Below are 21020 nucleotides of genomic sequence, written 5' to 3' on the forward strand. Positions count from 1 at the left end.
AACTCGTTTAATCAGTTATATCGGTATTTAACGCTAGCAACTCAGCCACCGGTCGAAAACTTCGACGGTGCTCAGGTAGCGGGCCTAACAGACGTAATTGTTCCATATGAAGGGCGGTCGGGTAACCTTTGTGCTTAGCAAAACCGTAACCCGGATAGCGATGATCTAATGCGACCATTTCACGATCTCGGTAGACCTTTGCCAAAATAGACGCGGCGCTGATTGCCGGCTCTTTCAGGTCACCCTTAACGATGGCCTCAGCGCCACAAGGCAACCCAGGGGGGCAACGATTACCATCAATCAGGGCAAAATCAGGTTGAATACTTAGCCCCAAAACCGCCCGTTGCATCGCCAACATGGTGGCATGCAGAATATTCAGCTGATCGATCTCTTCCGGCGTTGCCCAAGCGATCGACCAAGCTAGCGCGCGCTCCTGAATCAACGGAAACAGCAGCTCCCGCTTTTTCTCCGAGAGCTTTTTAGAATCGGTTAAACCCTCAATAGGTTTAGTGGGGTCAAGAATCACCGCCGCCGTCACGACGTTTCCTATTAATGGGCCTCGACCCACCTCATCAACGCCGGCAATCAGTCTCTCGTCAAAGGCGTTACGCACCAGCATCACCACTGAGTCGCCCACGCGACTCGAGTAACTGTACAATCGCATCGACGGCTTTTTTACTCGCATCCTGACGCAACTGCAGGTGGATCTCACTAAAACGCTGCTTCAATTCACTCTGCTCATCACTATCAAGTAACGCTTGCTCAATTGCGGGCCCCAACACCTCGGGGCGCACATCATTTTGCAGAATTTCTGGCACCAATGGCGCATCCGCCAACAAGTTTGGCAAAGAGATATATTGACTACTCACCAAACGTGACAGAATTTTATAGCTCAGAGGCGCCATACGGTAAGCAACCACCATTGGCTTCTTCAAGAGCAATGCTTCAAGGGTTGCTGTGCCCGATGCGATCAGTACCGCATCAGCCGCCGTCATCACTTCGCGGGAACGCTTTAATACCAGCACAATAGGAAGATCACTGTATTGCCGGTCAATGAGTTCACGTAAGTGATCATACCGCTCCTGATTAGCGGCAGGCATCACAAAGACTAAATCAGTATTTCGTTTCAGTAACCAACGCGCCGTATCCAAAAAAGGCTCGGCAAGATATTTAAGCTCTCCACCTCGACTACCTGGCATCAGCGCCACAATTCGCTGTCCGTGAGGCAGGTCAAGATCAGTCCGCGCAGCACTCAAATCAGGCTCCAACGGAATCATATTCGCCAAAGGATGACCGACAAACTCCACCGGCACCCCATGCCGTTGATAAAATTTCGCCTCAAACGGGAATAACGTCAGCATTAAATCGGTAGTTTTAAGTATCTTAAATACTCGCTTACTTCGCCATGCCCAAACGGAAGGACTCACGTAATGCACGGTTGGAATACCGGCTTGGCGTAACTTACCTTCGAGGTTTAGGGTGAAATCAGGGGAGTCGATACCGATAAAAACATCAGGTGGCTGCTGACCAAATTGGGTAACTAGGGATCGGCGAATACCGAGCAACTCGCGTAAACGCCCCAGCACCTCGAACAACCCCATCACCGATAAACGCTCCATCGGGAAAAGGCTGACGCAGCCTTCAGCCTGCATCAATTCACCACCGATACCTTCAATATAAATATCGGGAAAGCGTTTCTTAAGCTCAGCCAGTAAGCCAGCACCCAGAATATCGCCGGATGCTTCCCCAGCCACAATGCCAATACGCAGGGTACTCATACCCTAACGAATGATGCCTCGGGTTGAGGCTTTAAGAGAATCAGACAGCAACTTGATTTCAGGCGTTTCAAGTACCAAGGACTCAAGCTGCGAAATAGCGTCTTCAAGCTTTAACCCCTGGCGATAGATGATTTTATAAGCCCGTTTAACATTCTGAATGGCGGCCGCAGAGAAGCCACGACGACGAAGCCCCTCAGCATTAATACCGTGGGGTTTTGCACTATTACCATTCGACATAATAAAGGCCGGAATATCTTTCAGCACCACACTACCAGCGCCACACATACTATGGGAACCAATCAGGCAAAACTGATGCACCGCCGTAAAACCACCAAGAATAATAGAATCACCTAAGTGGACATGCCCAGCTAATGCACAGTTGTTCGCCAAAATATTATGATCACCCACGATACAATCATGCGCGACATGGACGTTCGCCATAAATAGATTATGACTACCAATGACGGTAATACTATTATCTTGAACAGTCCCCCGGTGAACCGTACAGCCTTCTCGAAAGACATTGTTGTCCCCGATCAGCAGCTCCGTTGGTTCACCGTTATACTTCTTATCTTGGCAGTCCTCACCGATGCTGGCGAACTGAAAGATATGATTATCCGCACCAATCTTCGTCGGCCCTTTGATAACCACATGGGAATGAATCTTGGTTCCCGGACCGACCACAACATTGGGGCCAATAACGGTCCATGGACCTACTTGAACATCATCAGCCAAGCGGGAGGATGGGTCAATAATGGCCGTGGAATGGATCAAATCTACACCTTTCTATCTGCGCAAAGAATCGTTGCGGTACTGACAACATCACCGTCAACAGTAGAGCGAACTTCAAACTTCCAGATACCGCGTTTTTCTGAAATAATTTTCGCTTCCAACTGCAACCGATCTCCGGGAACAACAGGACGTTTAAAACGTAATTTATCAGAACCTACAAAATAGTAAATAGAACCATCTTCTGGTGTTTTACCCATGGTTTTGAAACCTAGGATACCGGCAGCCTGAGCCATCGCTTCAACAATCAGAACGCCAGGCATCACAGGATAATCTGGAAAATGACCATTAAAGAAGTTTTCATTCACCGTCACGTTCTTATAGGCGACGATTGACTCACCAGGCACTAGCTCAACCACTCTGTCTACCAGAAGGAAGGGGTAACGGTGAGGTAAATATTTGCGGATCTCTTTTACATCCATCATCATTCAGGCTGACCTTAAGTATGCTACTTTACAGTTGTTCTAACTTTTTAACTCGATGAAACAGCTCGTCTAAATGACGAAATCTCACCGCATTTCGCTTCCATTGCTGATGTGACTCCATCACCGTACCGGAAGAGTACGCCCCCGCTTGCAAGATTGATTTACTAATCAAGCTCATCGCTGTGACATGGGTACCATCGGCAATCGTCAAATGTCCCGTTATCGCGCAAGCGCCGGCAATCGTACAATTTTTGCCTATGTGAGTACTACCAGCAATTGCTGTACAGCCGGCTATCGCCGTATTATCACCGATAGTCACGTTATGGGCGATCTGAATTTGATTATCCAGTATCACGCCACAACCAATCACCGTGTCATCTAAAGCACCTCGGTCGATCGTTGTGTTAGCACCCACTTCAACACGATCACCTAAGGTGACACCGCCTAACTGATGAATTTTAAGCCACTCACCATGGTTATTAGCAAAACCAAAACCGTCCGCACCAATCACTGCGCCACTATGAATCACACAATTAGCGCCGACCGTAATCTTATTGTACAGGGTTACATTGGCCGCTATACGGGTATTTTCACCGATAATACAATCAGGGCCGATAACGCTGTTTGCACCTAGGGTGACACCCGAGCCAATCACTACCCGATCACCAATCACCGCATGGGCATCAACGGATACTCCATCGCCCAACACGGCAGACTCACTAATAGTAGAGAGAGGATTAATGCCCCCTACTGAAGACTCAGACTGCTCACAAAATAAAGCCGTTGCCCGCGCATAGGCAATATAAGGATCGTCAACCACTAAAGCGATCGATCGAACCGCATCACGGTGCTCAGGCCGGACTAGCACAGCACCCGCCTGAGACGCCTGCAGCTGCGATTGGTAGCGGCCACTATGCAAAAATGACAACTGATTCTCAGCGGCTGACTGCAGCGTCCCGATACCATCGATAAGAAGTTCTGAATCAACCGTCTCGGCTCCTAGCAACACTGCTAGCTCCGAAACGGTAAAACGCCGTTTAGCCATAAAACTGCTTACTTCTTATTCAATAGTTCAATAACGCGGGACGTAATATCTAACGCAGGCTTAGCATAAAACGTTGCCTGCTTATTAAGCACCAGATCATAGCCTTCGCTATCGATCAGATCACGAATAACCGCATCCATCTTTGGCTGCATCTCTTTCAGGAATGCATCTTCACGTTGGCGCTGTTTCTGCTGTAGCGCCTGACCTAACCGCTGATACTCGCCATAGGCTTTCTGAAACTGCACTCTCTGCTGATCTTGCACCTCTTTAGATTGAGTTCCAGCACCCTTCTTAATTTTTTCCTGAATCTGTTTTACCTGAGCCTGCAGGTCTACCAACTGCTTTTGCTCACTACTGAACTCTTTTTCTAGCTTGCCGCGAAACTCAGCTGCAGCCTTACTTCCCAGTAACGCCTGCTGCGCACCCAAGATCACTATTTTTTCTGCCATGGCGTTAAAACTGAGCAGCACACCCAGAATGATTATCAGTGGTCGAAACATTTTTTTCTCCTTAGAACGTTTTACCAAGCGCAAATTCAAAGAAACGCTCTTCATCATCGTCATCAGCATTCAATGCTTTTGCTAGTGCAACCGAGATAGGCCCAATCGGTGTTATCCAACTAAAGCCAAAACCAGCTGAATAACGTAGATCATCTAGCCTAATACCACTTTCACAGTTAGTACTACCTTCTAGACAATCAGTTTGAAAGACATTACCCGCATCAAAAAACAGCAGCGTACGCATTGAATTAGAGTCTTTTACAAAGGGTACTGGGAAGATCAGTTCAGCGCTCATATCGATGGCAACATTACCACCCAAAGGATCTTCATCATCACTAGAGTCACGAGGGCCTAACGAATTAGAATCGTAGCCTCGGACTGAACTCAAACCACCGCTATAATAGTTTTTAAAGATAGGGTATTCGTTATCTCCGAGCGCACCGGCAAACGCTAAGCGCCCGCGCAAGGAGCCGATCAACCCCTCGCCATCCTCAGACAATGGGAAATAGATACGCCCTTTATATTGCTCTTTGTGATAAGACAGGTCACTACCAGGAATACCTATTTCAATCGATGCACTTTGCGAATAACCTTTGGTTGCAAAGATCTTCCGGTTCAGGTGGTTATCACTCCAACCAAGACTAACGTTGAAGATATTATATTTATCTCCTTCATTTTTGATGAAGGTTAGTACTTCAGGTGCAGTATCATCAATCGTGTTTATCTTCACCCCTTCATAGTTGAAGCCGAAGTTAAGGCGTTGATAATCATCCATGGGATAACCAAAGTTAATCCCCGCACCGAAGGTGTCAGTCGAGTAATTACTAATATTATCTTCATCGTAATCGGTCTCACGGGAGTAGATATTATAACCACGGCTCACACCATCAACGGTGTAATAAGGCTCGACATAGCTAAACTTATACTCTGTGACCGTGTCACTCTGGGTAATACCAAAACCAACACTATTACCCGAGCCGAGAAAGTTATCCTGTTCAACACTCAAGTTAAAAATGGCGCCACTGGTTTGTGAGAAGCCTACACTGGCAACAAAGTTACCGGTATTATCCTCAATAACATTGTATTCCAGGTCAACCAGGTCATCCGTGCCAGGCACAGGTTTAGTCTCAACATTAACTTCTCTAAAATAGCCCGTTTGGTCTATTTTCTGCTTAGAACGTTCAATAGCCGCCGAAGAAGCCAAGCCTCCTTCCACTTGAGTCATAGAACGTCGAGCGACTTTATCCGCTGTTTTTGTATTACCTTTAACCGACACACGGCGAACATAGGTCAGTTTACCCGGCGCAATAAAGAACTGTAGATTGACGGTATTATCATCTTGGACTTGCGGAACTGGGCTCACATTAGCAAACAGATAGCCCTTATCACCTAGTTTCCGAGTTAGCGCCTCTTGAGAGGCCGTCATTTCACGGCGAGAGAAAGTACTACCTTCAACAACGGTAATCGCATCCATCAGCTCTTGTTCATCGACCACTAGGTCACCGGCCACCGATACACCGGACACAGAAAACTTCTCCCCCTCGGTCACACTCACGGTAATAAACACATGCTTTTTATCCGGTGATAATGATACTTGCGACGAATCGATAGAGAAGTTGATATAGCCTCGGTCTAGGTAATATGAACGTAAACGCTCGAGATCACCCGATAACTTTTCCCGAGCATATTTATCCGAGTCACTGAAGAAATCCCAGAAGCCAGGCAGCTTCAGCGAGAAATCTTCTTTTAATTCCTCGTCACTAAAGACAGTATTGCCAATAATATTGATATGCTGAATGGTGGCAACCTTGCCCTCTTTGATATCGATATTCAGCGCAACGCGATTCTCCGTTAGTGGCTCAATTTCGACTTGAATATCGGCACCGTAGCGCCCCTGTCCGGCATAGAGACGTAACAGATCCTGCCGAATTTTATCCAAGGTTGCCCGCTTAAAGACGTCACCTTCACGCAGGCCGTTCTCCTTTAGACCATCCAGCAGCACTTCGTCTTCCAACACCTTATTACCCTCAAGGCGGATAAGGCTGATGGCAGGACGTTCTTGTACATTGACGATCAGAACATCACCTTCACGGGCGATCTCAATATCATCAAAATATCCGGTACGAAACACACGGCGAGTCGCTTCAGCAATATCACCCTGATCGACACTCTGGCCTGAATCAATATCGAGGTTGCGCAGCACAAGGCCTGGCTCCACCCGTTCCAGCCCTTTCAGACGTACGTCGTCTACTGTGAATGACTGTGCCGCGGCGACCGATGAGCAAAGGGCCAGGGAAAAAAGAAGTCCGAATCTGATCTTCATGAACTGGTTCTTATATTGTAAGAGAAAAATTAAAGCCGCATTAGATCATTAAAAATAGCGACGCCCATAAGCGAAAACAAAATAGCCATTCCAAGCCTTAAGCCAACCATCTGTACCTTTTCAGATACCGGCCGCCCCCTTAGCAACTCAACCGCATAATACAGCAGATGACCACCATCCAACATGGGTATAGGCAAAAGGTTAAGAATACCCAGACTAATGCTTAAATAAGCTAAAAAGCCAACAAAAGCTTCAACCCCCGAGGCAGCAGAAGCCCCCGCCACTTTAGCAATGGTTATCGGTCCACTCAAGTTTTTTACCGATAACACACCTTTAAGCATTTTCCACATAGAATCAAGCGTTAGCGTAATCATCTGCCAGCTTTTCGAAACCGCCTGCCCCATGGATTCAAATACGCCATAACGCACCTGCCGAAGCATTTCTGGCGGCCACTTGACCGCCGCCACACCCGCACCGACATAGCCAACGACGCCATTCGCTTCATCTTTATGATCCGGCGTCATGCTTAATGATAATTGCTGTCCCGCACGATCAACCTCAACCTCAAGCAACTGCCCAGGATGCTGTCGGATAATGGTCACCAACTGCACCCACTCCGACACCGGCTGATCATTTATCGCAGTCACTTTATCACCGGCCAACAAACCAGCCTTATATGCAGCACCTTCAGGCAATACCTGCCCAATCACTGCCGGATAAACGGGACGAAACGGCCGAACACCAATCGCCGTCAATGGGCTCTGGGTTTCCGGATTAAACTGCCAGCTTTGTAAATCAAGTCGATACTCTTGAGGCGCACCACTCAACCCCTGACGCGCGGTCAGCGGCACCACAGCAGATTCACCAATATAGGTTGCCAGTGCCATATTAACATCATCCCATGACCGTGTATCACGACCAGCGACCGAGACAATTTCAATACCCGGGGACAAACCAGCATGTTCAGCAATACTCTCAGCAGTAACGCTACCAATCACTGGCGCTACTTTCTCAACGCCCGAGACAAACATCGCCCAGTAAACGAGTACCGCAAAAATAAGATTGACGACAGGCCCAGCAGCGACAATCGCAATACGCTGCAACACAGGCTTACGGTTAAAGGTTTGATCCAAAAGACTAGGATCAACATCACCTTCCCGCTCATCCAACATCGACACATAACCCCCTAGTGGGATCATGGCAATAACATATTCAGTATCTAGTCGGTCGCGCCAGCGCAATAGCGGCTTACCGAAACCGACAGAAAAACGTAACACTTTGACACCACAACGCCGAGCCACCCAAAAGTGACCATACTCATGGATTGTCACCAAGATTCCGAGGGTAACAATCAGCGCCAATACGGTATTAAGAATATCCATCTTTCCCCAAAATCAACTCATCGACAACAGATGTAAGCACAGTACGAATACCGGCGCAGCGGCGGTAATACTATCGATTCGATCAAGAATCCCACCATGCCCTGGCAATAACTGACTACTATCTTTGATGCCACGATGGCGTTTCAACATACTTTCAAAAAGATCGCCAAGGACCGATGCCAATCCAGCCAGCATGGCTATCAGCAACAGATAGACTCCAAGAAGCAGATCAAGTTCAAGATAGACTATAAAACAGAGAGAGATAAGTGCACATGACGTCAGCCCACCCCATAAGCCTGCTCGGGTTTTACCAGGACTAACATTCGGCGCCAGCTTAGCTTTTCCCCAGGTTTTACCTGCAAAATAAGCCCCAATATCAGCACCCCAAACTAACAACAGCAACATCAGCAACAAAACATCGCCCTTTGGTTGATGCTGCAACGTCACTAACGCCATCCAAGTAGACGTTAACACTAACACGCCGATCAACAAGCGCTGCCAACTCGCCTGCCAACCACTGACCACGGGGTAACGCACCACCCAAAAGGCAGCCATCCACCAAAACAGTACGGCGACCCAGAGAAAACCTGAAAACTCCCCAGCAGGGGAGTAGTAGTTAAGCGTTGCCATCAATGCGGCGATCAAGGAGGTATAGGCAAGACGGGCAGTCGAGGGAATCAAGCCGGCGAGATTCGCCCACTCCCAAGCACCCAATAAAACGATACCAGCAACAAATAGCTTAAATACATCGAAGCTCGAGAGAAAAAGCCCCGCTAAAACAATCGGAGCTAACAGGACAGCCGTCCAGAATCTCTCTTTAAGCATTCTCAGCCTCTATCTGTTCACTAGTTTTACCAAAGCGTCGCTCACGGGTAGCGTAACTCTGAATCGCTGCACCCAGCGCATATTTATCGAAATCAGGCCACAGCAGATCACTAAAGAAATACTCACTGTAGGCCATCTGCCAGATAAGAAAATTACTAATCCGCTGCTCACCCGCCGTACGAATACACAGATCCGGCGCGGGCTGATCACTCAGACAGACCATCGACCCCAACAGCTCAACATCTAATTGATCCGGGGTAAATCGGCCGTCAACACAACCTTGAGCAAAACGCTGCGCCGCCTGAACGATATCCCATCGACCGCCATAATTGGCGGCAATGTTAATCAGTAGCCCAGTATTCGACGCAGTTAACTGCTCAGCTTTATCGATTTTCTTTTGTAACGAACGACTAAAAGCGCTTTTATCGCCCACAACCCGCAACTGAATATTGTGCTTGTGAAGCTTTTTAACTTCACGATCGAGAGCCAGCGCAAACAACTCCATCAACCCTTTAACTTCAAGGGGTGGCCGCTGCCAGTTTTCGCTACTAAAGGCGAACAGCGTCAACACTTCGACACCCAGTTCCGCACAGCCTTGCACGACACTGCGAACGCTATCCACCCCCGCCCGATGACCCGCAAGGCTTCCCTTGCCATGTTTTTTTGCCCATCGGTTATTACCATCCATAATGATGGCAATATGGCGGGGAACAGATCGACCCGAAGGCAAGCTGAGCTGTAGTTTTTCAGACATATCAGTTGTCGACCGCCGAAGCCGCCGACTATTCCCTATCAAATTTCCATCAAATCTGTTTCTTTATCCTGAAGCAACTTATCGACATCGGCGATAAATTTATCGGTCAGCTTTTGAATCTGATCCTCTCCACGACGGGCATCATCTTCGGTGATCTCTTTCTCTTTCAGCAGATCTTTAATATCACCGTTCGCATCACGACGAATATTCCGAATAGATACTCGGCCGTTTTCAGCCTCATGGCGCGCCTGACGAATATAGCCCTTGCGGGTTTCTTCAGTCAAAGCAGGCATAGGCACGCGAATCACCGCACCAGCGGTAGACGGATTCAAGCCCAGATCAGACTTCATAATCGCCTTTTCAATATCAGGGACTAGATTCGACTCCCATGGAGAGATCGACAGTGTACGGCCATCTTCAACACTGATATTAGCCACCTGGCTAAGAGGTACCGCAGAACCGTAGTAACTGATATGTACCGTTTCTAAAATACTTGGATGGGCACGACCCGTACGAATCTTTCTCAGATTTGTAGCTAAAGCTTCCAGGCTTTTACCCATACGATCCTGGGCATCCTGAGCGATCTCATTCAGCATATATATCTCCTACCGTCGCATTATTATCAATGACGGTTCCTTCGTCGCTGCCAACAATCAGGTTAGCCAACGCACCCGGCTTATTCATATTGAAAACCCGAACCGGCATATCATGGTCACGGGCCAAACAAATTGCAGTCAAATCCATTACACCCAACTGCTTATCTAGCGCTTCATCAAAGGTCAGATGCATATAACGCTTGGCAGACGGATCTTTCATTGGATCTGAGGTATACACACCATCAACTTTGGTGGCTTTAATCACAACATCTGCATCGATTTCGATGCCCCGCAAACAAGCGGCAGAATCGGTTGTGAAAAACGGGTTACCAGTACCCGCCGAAAAGATAACAACATCACCCTGACCTAGGTAACGGACCGCATTACGGCGATCATAATCATCAACCACGCCGCGCATCGGTATCGCAGACATCACGCGGGTTGCTATATTACAACGTTCGAGGGCATCGCGCATCGCCAATGCATTCATGACGGTTGCCAACATTCCCATATGGTCACCGGTTACCCGGTCAAGACCCGCTGCGCTTAACGCAGCACCACGGAACAGGTTACCACCACCTATTACCATGCCTATCTGAACACCTATCCCCACCAACTGACCGATTTCAAGCGCCATACGGTTCAGCACTTTTGGGTCAATCCCGAAGTTTCCTTCGCCCATTAGGGCTTCGCCACTTAATTTAAGAAGTATACGTTTGTATTTGGAATGCTTATTTGAGGCAGGCATCGGTATCGTCTCCACCCAGACTGAGTTCGCACCAGTGTAACAAGAATAAAACAGATTGCGCACCCAGAACAGGCACGCAATCTTCACAAGACTAGTATTTAGCCTTTCAGTTGTTCAGCAACTTCAGCAGCAAAGTCTTTATGCTCAACTTCGATACCTTCACCCACAACGATGCGGACGAAAGAAGAGACAGAAGCGCCAGCATCTTTCACTAGCTGACCGACTTTCACATCTGGGTTTTTAACGAATGGCTGTTCAACTAAGCTATTTTCAGCCAGGAACTTGTTGATACGACCAACAACCATTTTTTCAGCAATTTCAGCAGGTTTACTAGCCATATCAGGCTGAGCAAGAATGATCTCTTTCTCTTTAGCAACCACTTCTGCAGGCATATCGTCTTTGCTAACCACTTGTGGATTAACAGCCGTTACATGCATCGCAACATCTTTTGCCAGCTCAGCATCACCGCCCGTTAAAGCAACGACTGCAGCCAAAGTGCCAGTACCGTGTACATAAGCAGCAACGGTTTCGCCTTCAACAATCAGAACACGACGCACACTGATGTTCTCGCCGATTTTCTGAACCAGCGCATCACGCACATCCGTCAGCTCACCAGCCATCAATGCAGCAACATCATCTTGCTTATCAGCAAAGGCTTTTTCCAACACAGTGTTAGCAAAAGTCTTGAAGTTATCATCACGCGCAGCGAAATCAGTTTCAGAGTTGATTTCAACGGCAACAGCATAGCTATTGTCATCAGCCACTTTAACAACAACCATACCTTCAGCAGCGGTACGGCCTGATTTTTTAGCCGCTTTCATACCTGACGCTTTACGCAGATCTTCAATCGCTTTCTCGACATCGCCATCAGCAGCTGCCAGCGCTTTTTTACACTCCATCATGCCGAGACCGGTACGATCGCGCAGCTCTTTTACCTGCTTAGCGGAGAACTTTGCCATTTGGTTTTACCCCATCAACAATCTATTAATTCAAATTCAAAAAAAGGGGAGCAACTCAGCTCCCCTCCCGCGTGCTTGAATAATCTATCCAAACCGCTTGACAGCTTGATTACTCAGCAGCAGCTTCGTCGTTATTTTCAACTTCAACGAATTCGCTTTTGGCAACAGCATCAATGTCAGTATCGTCAGAACATGCATCAGCAACAGCTTTAACATAGATCTGGATCGCACGTAGCGCATCGTCGTTACCTGGAATAACGTAATCAACGCCATCTGGGTTACTGTTAGTATCAACGATACCGATAACCGGGATACCCAGCTTGTTAGCTTCGTTGATAGCAATACGTTCATGATCCACGTCAACAACGAACAGTGCGTCCGGTAGGCCGCCCATATCCTTGATTCCGCCGATAGACAGTTCCAATTTCTCCATCTCACGCTGACGCATCAAAGCTTCTTTCTTAGTCAGCTGAGCGAAAGTACCATCCTGGCTTTGTGATTCTAGATCACGGAAACGACGGATAGACTGACGGATAGTCTTGTAGTTAGTCAGCATACCACCCAACCAACGATGATTAACGTACGGCATATTTGCGCGAGACGCTTCTTCTTTGATGGTTTTGCTGGCAGCACGTTTAGTACCCACGAACAAGATCTTGTTCTTGTTTACTGCCATGCCTTTAACAACATCCAAAGCACCGTTCAGTGCTGGCAGAGTGTGTTCCAGGTTGATGATATGGATTTTGTTACGAGCACCGAAAATGTATTTACCCATTTTCGGATTCCAGTAACGGGTCTGGTGACCGAAGTGAACACCTGCTTTCAGCAGGTCACGCATTGTAACTTTTGCCATTATACTTTCCTAAGTTTTCTGGGTTAGACCTCCATGCACCCCATCCCCCAACCGCAAGCGGCACCCAAGGTGATGTGTCGGTAACATGTGTGGATTTATGAAACCTGTGCTTTACTAATACAGATTTCGAGCGCGACTTTATACCATAAATCACTTTTTTTTTGAAGCATAATTTACAATCTATTTATCACACTCTTTTGTTCTTAGCGGCTAAATTCGCTACAATTGCGCCACTGACAGCTGTCTCCATCACGATATCCCACGCCCCACAGGCTTACATATTTAAGGGTTAATATGAGCATCACTATCAAAACGCAGGAAGAGATCGAAAAAATGCGTGTCGCAGGCCGTCTGGCTGCGGAAGTTCTGGAAATGATCGAACCTTTCATTAAACCAGGCGTTACCACGAATGAGATCAATACGATCTGTCACGACTATATGGTCAATGAGCAGGATGTCATCCCAGCCCCGCTCAACTATCACGGTTTTCCTAAATCGATCTGCACCTCGGTTAACTACGTTGTATGCCACGGCATCCCCAACGATAAGCCGCTGAAAAATGGCGATATTATTAACCTCGACATCACCGTTATCAAAGACGGTTATCATGGCGATACCAGCAAAATGTTCTATGTTGGCAATGTAGCTCCGCACGCTCAACGCCTCTGTGAAGTCACTCTCGAATGTCTCTACAAAGGAATGGCTTTGGTAAAACCCGGCGCCCGTCTAGGCGATATTGGTCATGTGATCCAAAAACATGCTGAAGCCAACCATTACTCTGTGGTGCGTGAATACTGCGGTCACGGCATCGGCATCGGCTTTCATGAAGACCCTCAGGTGGTTCATTACGGTACACCCGGTACCGGCGTCGAACTGCTGGAAGGCATGTGCTTCACCATTGAGCCGATGATCAACGCCGGCAAGCGTCAGGTTAAAACCTTAAAACGCGATGGCTGGACAGTAGAAACCGCCGACAAACGACTTTCGGCTCAGTGGGAACACACCCTACTCGTTACCGCCGATGGCTTTGAAGCCCTGACCAAACGTAAAGACGAAACATTCTAAACTCTCTGCTGACGGGGATATCCATGTCGCACACCGCTTTTGCCGCTGATGAAACACTTTTTTCAGCCAGTGCATTTTCAGCCGCATTGGCGGAATCCAACTCACCGATACCGGTATTTAAAAATACCTTAAAGGCCGCTCAGGAGACCATGGACACCCGTTTTCGGGCGGGTGAAGATATCCGAAAATTGATCTACGGCCGCGCTTGGCTGGTCGATCAACTACTGCTGCAAGCCTGGAACCTGTTTGACTGGCCGGAGCAGAAACATTTCTGTCTAATGGCCGTTGGCGGCTACGGCCGCGGTGAGCTTCACCCCAAGTCAGACGTCGACATATTGATACTGCTCGACAACATTAGCGATGCCGAAGTACAAGATAGCATTAGCGGATTTCTCACCCTTCTCTGGGATATTAATCTTGATGTTGGCTCGAGCGTACGTACCCTTGATGAGTGCTATGAAGAAGCTAAAAACGATATCACCATCGCCACCAACCTGATCGAATCTCGCCCACTCGTCGGCAATGAAGATTTACACGTACAGATGTACCTACGGGTCACGTCAGAGGGTGCCTGGACCGATAAAGAGTTCTTCCTCGCCAAGGTCAACGAACAAAACAATCGTCACGATAAAACCAATGACACCGAATACAATCTTGAGCCAAATCTAAAAAACTCTCCCGGGGGCCTGCGGGATATGCAAACTATAGGTTGGGTCTCCAAACGCCACTTTGGCGCCACCTATATTCGCGACTTAGTCGATCATGGTTTTCTCACCGAGCTCGAGTTAGACACCCTCAACAGAGGCGAACTCTACCTTTGGACAGTTCGTTATGCGATGCATATGCTCTGTCAGCGCAGGGAAGACCGCTTACTGTTCGACCACCAGCGTAGCCTCGCTGAACTCTTTGGCTACACCGACCAGAACGGTGCCCTCGCAGTTGAGCAGTTCATGAACAAGTATTATCGGGTGGCGAAGGCCATGTCCGAATTCAACGGTATGCTGCTGCAATATTTTGACGAGGTTATCCTACGCCACGAAGAAGAGCAGGTCATTGAGCCGCTAAACAATCGCTTCAATCTACATAACGGTTTTATCCGGGTCGCTTATGAAAGCGTTTTTGAACATCATCCCTTTGCCATGCTAGAGATGTTTGTCCTGCTAGCCCAGCACCCTGAAATAAAAGGCGTTCGGGCATCCACCATTCGACTGATCCGCAATAACCGTCATCGCATTGATGACGATTTTCGTAACGATATTCGTAATACCTCGCTCTTTATGGAGCTGCTCCGACAGGATAAAGGCGTTTCCACCGAACTAAAACGGATGAACCGTTTTGGCATTCTCGGGCTTTATCTACCGGAATTCGGCGAAATTATTGGGCAGATGCAGCATGACCTATTTCATATCTATACCGTCGATGCCCATACTCTGAAAGTGATCCAGAAGATTCGAAAATTCCGCCATCAGGATCAGCGAGAGAAGTTCCCTATCGCCTATCGGATTATCAATCAGCTACCTAAGCTAGAGCTCATCTATATCGCCGGCCTCTACCACGATATCGCCAAAGGCCGCGGTGGCGACCACTCCGAGCTCGGCGCTGAAGATGCTATCGCTTTTTGCCTACGCCACCACTTGGGCAAATGGGATACTCACCTAGTACAATGGCTGGTACGCAACCATCTGCTGATGTCGATGACAGCCCAGCGTAAAGATATCTCTGATCCCGATGTTATCCTCCATTTTGCTAAGCAGGTGAGAGATATCGTCCACTTGGATTACCTTTACATCCTCACCGTCGCCGATATAAACGCCACCAACCATAGCCTATGGAATAGCTGGCGTGCCACGCTGATGCGTCAACTCTACACAGAGACCAAACGCGCCCTACGTCGTGGGCTAGAAAACCCCGTCAACAAAGATGATCGTGTCGAACAGATTCAAAATGAATCACTAGCCATTATGCAGCGCAAAGGCTATGAAGAAGAAGATGTATTGGAGTTCTGGAAACTACTGGGGAATGATTACTTCCTGAGAGAACAACCGCAACACATCGCATGGCAAACTCAAGCGGTTCTTGAACATGGTAATTCCGATCTCCCTCTGGTGATGATCCGTAAAACCTCTTATCGAGCGTTCGAAGGGGCCACCGAAATCTTTATCTACATGCCCGACCTTCCCTGCCTTTTTGCGGCCGCGGCATCAGCCCTTGATCAACTCAAACTGAACATCCAAGACGCACGCATCATGGTGGCTGATAATAATCAGGCACTCAATACTTATACGGTATTGACGGAAGATAATGAACCGCTGCCCGATGATGACGCCTTTTTAGAACAGATTCGTCAGCATCTAGTAGAGGAACTCGATGACCCTGAGGATTATCCCGACATCATTCAACGCCGCATACCTCGGCAGATGAAGCTGTTCGCCTATCCAACACAGGTCAATATGAGCACCGATCCAGCCACACAGCTCACCACCTTAGAGATTATCTCCCCTGATCGCCCCGGCCTCTTAGCGCGCCTGGGCGGCATCTTCGTTGATTTCGATATTTCAGTACGTAAAGCGAAGATCGCCAGCATCGGCGAACGGGTAGAAGATTTCTTCTTTATCTCTGATAGTGACGGCCACCCTATCAGTGATCCAGATATCTGCATCAAACTGCAGCAGGCTATCTGCCAACAACTCGACGAGTATAGCTAGTCAAACCATCTAAGCCGACTAGCGAATAAACAATAAGGAATACCCATGGACAAACAAACACAGACCGAACTCGAAGCGGCCGCTTTTCGCCGCTTAGTGAAACACCTTGATGAACGTAAAGACGTGCAAAATATCGATCTGATGATCTTGGCTGGATTTTGCCGCAACTGCTTATCCAAATGGTATAAAGCCGCCGCCGATGAGCAAGGTGTAGAACTCAGCTACGAAGCGGCCTGCGAACAGGTCTATGGTATGCCTTATAGTGACTGGAAAACGAATTACCAACAAAAGGCCACGCCAGAGCAACTCGCCGCCTACCAAGCGACTCAGAAGCCCGCATAAAGCCATCTGACGGCCTCAGCAGCTTATCCCAGCCCCTAAGTAAAAACGGCCCATAAAAAAACGCAGGCGTTTTAACCTGCGTTATTTATTCAATATCCCACCGCATACTGCCGCGTTAGTTACTGGCCTCCCAGGCCTGCTGCAACTGATTAAGATCAACTTCAAGAATAGTGGCATAAACATCGGTCTGTACCGGATAGCTTTTGACGACCCGCGCGCCGCGGATAATACCCGCAACCGCCCCCTGAAATGCATTATCTTGCAAGATCAAATCCTTTACCGATGTCGTGCCGGCGATATACTGCCCGTGCACCAAGGCGGTCAATTCCCGATAGGCATCCAGCTTAGAAGCCTTCATCGCCTGCAGTACCTTATGCTGCTGACTCTGCCCTGTCTGCAAACTGATCGGCGCATAGCCCGTCACCTGAACCCAATTAGGCTCTAACGCGGAATCGTCCACCCGCGTTGGCAGATCGGGCAGTGCTGAAACAATATCTTTAGTCGATTCAACAAAGGTTTCACAGCCATTCAGTGAAAACACCAGCAATAACGCAAAACAGATCTGCGACAGTCGTTTCATATAACCCAGTATCATTGATCACTCTCCGTGGTGCGACGCCGAGTACCGTTTTCGATAATCATCCCCTCATCCATCGCTTTGATCGGATTGTAGCCGGGCAGTACACCTTCCAGCCGAGCAATCGGGATATTGGTTTGCGACGATGCCAGAATCTGCCGCGTGGTGCTGTCCAGTACCCGGGCGTTAATAATAATGCCATCCTGATGCTGGCTATAAGTGCCGGTCAGGACAAAATGGATGCGAAAGCGATTGCGAATACTCGAGAGATTAGCCGTCGATAGCGGATCTTTTACCGTGGTATTTAAACTCACCGCACGAAAATCGACCAAGTTATAACCATGCTGCTGCAACTGAAATATAAAATTTTCACTGAGACGCTCACCGGTTGCTGTACCTGACGCCTTACTGCCAAGCGCCACAAACGGCAAAATAGCAATCGGCAATCGTTTAACGCGGTTCTCCTGCAGGCCAACATCCAACTGAACAGCCATCTTAGCCACCGCCTCACTCAGCGGATCTGCTCCCGAAGGCTGAGCATCGACCACACTCACCTCATATTGAGTCAACGCTTTTTGTGCCTCAAGATTGGCCGCCTCTGCTTCACGCATCTGCTCCAACGCTTGAGGGTCAACATGCTGCACAGTCACAGGAACCGGTTGATTCAGCACACACCCTGCTAACAGGATGGGACAAAGCAGTAAAGAATATCTCATCAACCTGACACTCAGAATTAAATATGGTTTTAAACTAACATAAATCAGATAGTTAAACAGTCCCTGCCGTATTGCAACGGGCCAATAATTTGCATACCTTAGTGTATTATCGGTCAGCCACAAAGCATGTTTAATCCTATGATACGTATCGCCGCCGTTTTACTGTTTAGCTTTCTTAGTCTTTCGCTTCATGCTGTCACCATGGAGGCCGAAGGTAGTGCATTAATATTCAATCAGGATATTGATTCAGCCCGCCAAGCCGCCATCAAAAACGCGACTCAGCAAGCCTCATTACAGGCAAGTGCGATTGTTAGCAGCACCCAAAGCATTAACCAAGGCGTCTTGAGCATCGATAACATGCAGGTCAGCACCCTCGGCATGCTCAGCAACATCGAAGTACTGGATGAAAAGATACAGGGGCGAATGCTTTGGGTTAAGGTACGCGCCGATGTCGATTTTGAAAAAGGCTGCCCTGCTGGTATTTCCGGCCACGGTTACCAAAAATCCGTTGCCGTGACCGCCTTCCCTTTGCTCTATCCACAGCAAGCCAACCTTGGCGATCTCAGTAATATACAAACAGAGCTAAGCCACATTCTTAGCAACCAGATCAACCAAAGCAGCAATCTCAAAGCCCTCAACGCGGGCATGCTTAATGTTCAAGAAAGCGCGGCCAACGCCCCTACCCGTCAACTCAGTGCGGGTGCGTTAACCACCGTATTGGGCTACACCCGCCAGCTTGATGTGCAATATATCGTCTCCGGCGTTATCCGCGATATGACAATGTACGACTCATCCGTCACCGACCCTAATCGAAATTTCCTCGTCGATCTATACAATAAAATAGATTATCGCAGCAAACGCCACCTACGCAGCTTAGCCTTGGATTTATATATTCACGACGGCTTTTCCGGAGCGTTATTATTTAGCAAACAGTACGCTACCGCGGGACGTTGGAACCTTGAGCCCGAAGCCCGCCCCCGATTTGCTAGCGCTGAATTCTGGCGACAGGATTATGGCCAACAAACGCGAACGCTGATCAATCAGGTCGCCAGCGATCTGAATGAAGAGTTACGCTGCATGCCGTTCTCGGCCCGCATCACCAAAAGCGAAGACAACTTACTTTGGTTTAATGCCGGCGCGCTGGCGGGCATCAAAGTGGGCGACAAACTCACCGTATATCGTAAATCTAATTTTTTCACCGATAACATGCGCAGTCATGTTCAGCTAACCAATACCCGTAAAACGATGACCGTCACGGAAGTACAGCCCATGTTTGCCATTGGTCGTCTAGCTGAAGATGGCACCATCGATAATATCCAACCCGACGATGTGGTTATCGCTTGGTAGATAAGCAGAGTGCCGCTATTTTTTCATGGGATAACTTAAGTACACAAAATGACACCTTTATTCTGCATCAACGGAATCGATTAAAAACAGTAACGCCGATTATCCACAGCCCGTTCAAAAACATCATAACTAGGGTCACTGAGGGCAATTCATGCCGACCTCGCATGAATATCTTTCTTGCGATATTGTCAGCTTAATCATCTAGCCGACACGCCATTGAAAACCCATTGCTATTTCACAACTTGTTAATCAGGTAACTTAATAGGCATAATCATCTATTTACTGAGAGATCATTATGATCAATCAATTACAAGAAAAGTATCAGCTATCGTTATTGTTATTACTCGGCTCGGTCGCGACGCTGGGAATCCTCCCCTTTGTGGTGATACGCTATCTTGCAGGCAATACACTCGCCTCGATGCTGGATATGATGCTGATACTGGGTATCTCAGCATTAGTCGCCTATGCTTACCGCTTCAAAAAGATCCGCATTGTCAGCGCAATAATCGCTCTATTTATAAATGCGGGCCTGCTAGTCGTTGTTATCGCCAACGGGGTCGATAGTTTTTTTTGGATTTATCCCGTCTTTGCCAGTACCTTTATTCTCGTCAAACCCATCGAAGCCCTAAGCATTAACATCATTGCCAGCATTGTGTTGATGGCATTTTCTGATGTCTTCAACTCCATCTCACTGATCTCCTATATAGTCACCATCGTCATGCTATCCATGAGCACCTTTGTTTATGCCAGCCACAGCGAGAAGCAGTTTCGCTTATTGGAAGCCCTCAATACTATCGATCCTTTAACGGGCGCCCTTAATCGGCGAGCACTGAACTCAGATATCAAGATAGCCTTAGCCAGTGCTGAACATAACGGTACAGAGCAGTTCTTAGCCATCCTCGATTTAGATTATTTTAAGGCCGTCAACGATACATATGGTCATGCGGTTGGTGATCAGGTATTACAAGATTTCGTCACCATTACGACGACTAACATTCGAAAATATGACCGGCTTTATCGGCTCGGCGGAGAAGAGTTTGTACTCTTAGTCTCCACAGCCAAAGAGCAACAACAAGCCTTTATTGACAACCTGAGAACAACCATCAAAAAAGAGTTAAAAACACCGGATGGCAAAGAGGTCACGGTCTCCTTAGGTGTAGCATCTTGGGCATCAGGAACGACCGTCGATACTTGGCTTAAACGCGCAGATGACGCACTTTATCTCGCCAAATCAGAAGGTCGTGATCGTGTCACCTACTGCGATAAATAACGCATATTGTTATCCACAATC

General features: G+C 47.9%; 21 protein-coding genes. 5 read left to right on the forward strand and 16 right to left on the reverse strand.

The genetic code is table 11. From position 1 onward, the window contains the following. Positions 1 to 7: 7 nt before the first annotated feature. The 14 genes from rnhB to rpsB form a co-directional block, all read right to left on the reverse strand. A complete protein-coding gene (gene rnhB / locus EH243_RS04770; RefSeq protein ID WP_126157619.1) occupies positions 8 to 619 on the reverse strand; it encodes a ribonuclease HII in 612 nt (203 codons plus the stop codon). Continuing rightward, positions 606 to 1778, reverse strand: a complete 1173-nt coding sequence (gene lpxB, locus EH243_RS04775) for a lipid-A-disaccharide synthase (protein ID WP_126157500.1) — start codon at positions 1776 to 1778, stop codon at positions 606 to 608. The genes rnhB and lpxB overlap by 14 nt, the downstream gene beginning before the upstream one ends. Positions 1779 to 1781: 3 nt before the next feature. Next, positions 1782 to 2552 (reverse strand): acyl-ACP--UDP-N-acetylglucosamine O-acyltransferase, encoded by a 771-nt coding sequence (gene lpxA, locus EH243_RS04780; protein ID WP_126157501.1) that lies wholly within the window; start codon positions 2550 to 2552, stop codon positions 1782 to 1784. Between the two features lie 2 nt (positions 2553 to 2554). Further along, on the reverse strand, positions 2555 to 2995 hold the full coding sequence (fabZ, locus tag EH243_RS04785; RefSeq protein ID WP_215951321.1) for a 3-hydroxyacyl-ACP dehydratase FabZ: 441 nt from the start codon (positions 2993 to 2995) through the stop codon (positions 2555 to 2557). Positions 2996 to 3020: 25 nt separating this feature from the next. Further along, positions 3021 to 4037, reverse strand: coding sequence for a UDP-3-O-(3-hydroxymyristoyl)glucosamine N-acyltransferase (gene lpxD, locus EH243_RS04790; protein ID WP_126157502.1), 1017 nt, complete (start codon positions 4035 to 4037; stop codon positions 3021 to 3023). Positions 4038 to 4045: 8 nt separating this feature from the next. Next, positions 4046 to 4537: an OmpH/Skp family outer membrane protein gene (locus EH243_RS04795; RefSeq protein ID WP_126157503.1), complete on the reverse strand. Its 492-nt coding sequence runs from the start codon at positions 4535 to 4537 to the stop codon at positions 4046 to 4048. Positions 4538 to 4547: 10 nt separating this feature from the next. Then, positions 4548 to 6860, reverse strand: a complete 2313-nt coding sequence (gene bamA / locus EH243_RS04800; protein WP_126157504.1) for an outer membrane protein assembly factor BamA — start codon at positions 6858 to 6860, stop codon at positions 4548 to 4550. Between the two features lie 29 nt (positions 6861 to 6889). Next, positions 6890 to 8242 carry a sigma E protease regulator RseP gene (gene rseP, locus EH243_RS04805; protein WP_126157505.1) on the reverse strand — a complete coding sequence of 451 codons (1353 nt, stop codon included), beginning with the start codon at positions 8240 to 8242 and terminating at the stop codon, positions 6890 to 6892. A gap of 12 nt (positions 8243 to 8254) precedes the next feature. After that, on the reverse strand, positions 8255 to 9067 hold the full coding sequence (locus tag EH243_RS04810; RefSeq protein ID WP_126157506.1) for a phosphatidate cytidylyltransferase: 813 nt from the start codon (positions 9065 to 9067) through the stop codon (positions 8255 to 8257). Beyond that, positions 9060 to 9821 (reverse strand): polyprenyl diphosphate synthase, encoded by a 762-nt coding sequence (gene uppS, locus EH243_RS04815; protein WP_126157507.1) that lies wholly within the window; start codon positions 9819 to 9821, stop codon positions 9060 to 9062. Before uppS ends, EH243_RS04810 begins: the two co-directional genes overlap by 8 nt. 38 nt (positions 9822 to 9859) lie before the next feature. Continuing rightward, positions 9860 to 10417, reverse strand: a complete 558-nt coding sequence (gene frr, locus EH243_RS04820) for a ribosome recycling factor (protein ID WP_126157508.1) — start codon at positions 10415 to 10417, stop codon at positions 9860 to 9862. Beyond that, positions 10407 to 11165, reverse strand: coding sequence for a UMP kinase (pyrH, locus tag EH243_RS04825; RefSeq protein WP_126157509.1), 759 nt, complete (start codon positions 11163 to 11165; stop codon positions 10407 to 10409). The genes frr and pyrH overlap by 11 nt, the downstream gene beginning before the upstream one ends. A 98-nt stretch (positions 11166 to 11263) precedes the next feature. Next, positions 11264 to 12124 (reverse strand): translation elongation factor Ts, encoded by an 861-nt coding sequence (tsf, locus tag EH243_RS04830; protein ID WP_126157510.1) that lies wholly within the window; start codon positions 12122 to 12124, stop codon positions 11264 to 11266. A gap of 109 nt (positions 12125 to 12233) precedes the next feature. Beyond that, the gene (rpsB, locus tag EH243_RS04835; RefSeq protein WP_126157511.1) at positions 12234 to 12977 is read right to left on the reverse strand and encodes a 30S ribosomal protein S2; all 744 of its coding nucleotides are present in this window, start codon (positions 12975 to 12977) and stop codon (positions 12234 to 12236) included. Between the two features lie 294 nt (positions 12978 to 13271). On the opposite strand from rpsB, the gene map reads away from it, so the two are divergent. From map to EH243_RS04850, 3 genes are read left to right on the forward strand one after another with little or no spacing between them, the layout of a single operon-like run. Beyond that, complete coding sequence (gene map / locus EH243_RS04840; protein ID WP_126157512.1) at positions 13272 to 14042, forward strand: type I methionyl aminopeptidase; 771 nt, start codon at positions 13272 to 13274, stop codon at positions 14040 to 14042. Positions 14043 to 14065: 23 nt separating this feature from the next. Next, positions 14066 to 16747 carry a [protein-PII] uridylyltransferase gene (locus EH243_RS04845; protein WP_126157513.1) on the forward strand — a complete coding sequence of 894 codons (2682 nt, stop codon included), beginning with the start codon at positions 14066 to 14068 and terminating at the stop codon, positions 16745 to 16747. A 45-nt stretch (positions 16748 to 16792) separates the two neighbouring features. Further along, positions 16793 to 17089 (forward strand): DUF1244 domain-containing protein, encoded by a 297-nt coding sequence (locus EH243_RS04850; RefSeq protein WP_126157514.1) that lies wholly within the window; start codon positions 16793 to 16795, stop codon positions 17087 to 17089. A gap of 115 nt (positions 17090 to 17204) precedes the next feature. On the opposite strand, the gene EH243_RS04855 is transcribed toward EH243_RS04850, so the two are convergent. Together EH243_RS04855 and EH243_RS04860 are read right to left on the reverse strand one after the other, a co-directional pair. Beyond that, complete coding sequence (locus tag EH243_RS04855; protein WP_126157515.1) at positions 17205 to 17684, reverse strand: LPP20 family lipoprotein; 480 nt, start codon at positions 17682 to 17684, stop codon at positions 17205 to 17207. After that, a complete protein-coding gene (locus tag EH243_RS04860; protein WP_126157516.1) occupies positions 17681 to 18382 on the reverse strand; it encodes a FlgO family outer membrane protein in 702 nt (233 codons plus the stop codon). The genes EH243_RS04855 and EH243_RS04860 overlap by 4 nt, the downstream gene beginning before the upstream one ends. Before the next feature lie 126 nt (positions 18383 to 18508). Here EH243_RS04860 and EH243_RS04865 point away from each other — a divergent pair, with 126 nt between their 5' ends. Together EH243_RS04865 and EH243_RS04870 are read left to right on the forward strand one after the other, a co-directional pair. Beyond that, entirely contained in the window at positions 18509 to 19729 is a 1221-nt protein-coding gene (locus EH243_RS04865; protein ID WP_126157517.1) for a flagella assembly protein FlgT, read from the forward strand. A gap of 295 nt (positions 19730 to 20024) precedes the next feature. Further along, entirely contained in the window at positions 20025 to 20999 is a 975-nt protein-coding gene (locus EH243_RS04870; protein WP_126157518.1) for a GGDEF domain-containing protein, read from the forward strand. Positions 21000 to 21020: the final 21 nt, after the last annotated feature.

Origin of the sequence: Amphritea opalescens, from assembly GCF_003957515.1 — a bacterium.
Taxonomy (GTDB): domain Bacteria; phylum Pseudomonadota; class Gammaproteobacteria; order Pseudomonadales; family Balneatricaceae; genus Amphritea; species Amphritea opalescens.

Coding starts and splice junctions, on each gene's coding strand:
- pyrH (WP_126157509.1), bottom strand. CDS start 11,165: ATGCCTGCCTCAAATAAGCATTCCAAATACAAACGTATACTTCTTAAA.
- bamA (WP_126157504.1), bottom strand. CDS start 6,860: ATGAAGATCAGATTCGGACTTCTTTTTTCCCTGGCCCTTTGCTCATCG.
- map (WP_126157512.1), top strand. CDS start 13,272: ATGAGCATCACTATCAAAACGCAGGAAGAGATCGAAAAAATGCGTGTC.
- EH243_RS04860 (WP_126157516.1), bottom strand. CDS start 18,382: ATGAGATATTCTTTACTGCTTTGTCCCATCCTGTTAGCAGGGTGTGTG.
- EH243_RS04850 (WP_126157514.1), top strand. CDS start 16,793: ATGGACAAACAAACACAGACCGAACTCGAAGCGGCCGCTTTTCGCCGC.
- EH243_RS04870 (WP_126157518.1), top strand. CDS start 20,025: ATGATCAATCAATTACAAGAAAAGTATCAGCTATCGTTATTGTTATTA.
- rseP (WP_126157505.1), bottom strand. CDS start 8,242: ATGGATATTCTTAATACCGTATTGGCGCTGATTGTTACCCTCGGAATC.
- rpsB (WP_126157511.1), bottom strand. CDS start 12,977: ATGGCAAAAGTTACAATGCGTGACCTGCTGAAAGCAGGTGTTCACTTC.
- EH243_RS04865 (WP_126157517.1), top strand. CDS start 18,509: ATGTTTAATCCTATGATACGTATCGCCGCCGTTTTACTGTTTAGCTTT.
- rnhB (WP_126157619.1), bottom strand. CDS start 619: ATGCTGGTGCGTAACGCCTTTGACGAGAGACTGATTGCCGGCGTTGAT.
- frr (WP_126157508.1), bottom strand. CDS start 10,417: ATGCTGAATGAGATCGCTCAGGATGCCCAGGATCGTATGGGTAAAAGC.
- lpxD (WP_126157502.1), bottom strand. CDS start 4,037: ATGGCTAAACGGCGTTTTACCGTTTCGGAGCTAGCAGTGTTGCTAGGA.
- EH243_RS04845 (WP_126157513.1), top strand. CDS start 14,066: ATGTCGCACACCGCTTTTGCCGCTGATGAAACACTTTTTTCAGCCAGT.
- lpxB (WP_126157500.1), bottom strand. CDS start 1,778: ATGAGTACCCTGCGTATTGGCATTGTGGCTGGGGAAGCATCCGGCGAT.
- EH243_RS04855 (WP_126157515.1), bottom strand. CDS start 17,684: ATGATACTGGGTTATATGAAACGACTGTCGCAGATCTGTTTTGCGTTA.
- uppS (WP_126157507.1), bottom strand. CDS start 9,821: ATGTCTGAAAAACTACAGCTCAGCTTGCCTTCGGGTCGATCTGTTCCC.
- EH243_RS04810 (WP_126157506.1), bottom strand. CDS start 9,067: ATGCTTAAAGAGAGATTCTGGACGGCTGTCCTGTTAGCTCCGATTGTT.
- tsf (WP_126157510.1), bottom strand. CDS start 12,124: ATGGCAAAGTTCTCCGCTAAGCAGGTAAAAGAGCTGCGCGATCGTACC.
- fabZ (WP_215951321.1), bottom strand. CDS start 2,995: ATGATGATGGATGTAAAAGAGATCCGCAAATATTTACCTCACCGTTAC.
- EH243_RS04795 (WP_126157503.1), bottom strand. CDS start 4,537: ATGTTTCGACCACTGATAATCATTCTGGGTGTGCTGCTCAGTTTTAAC.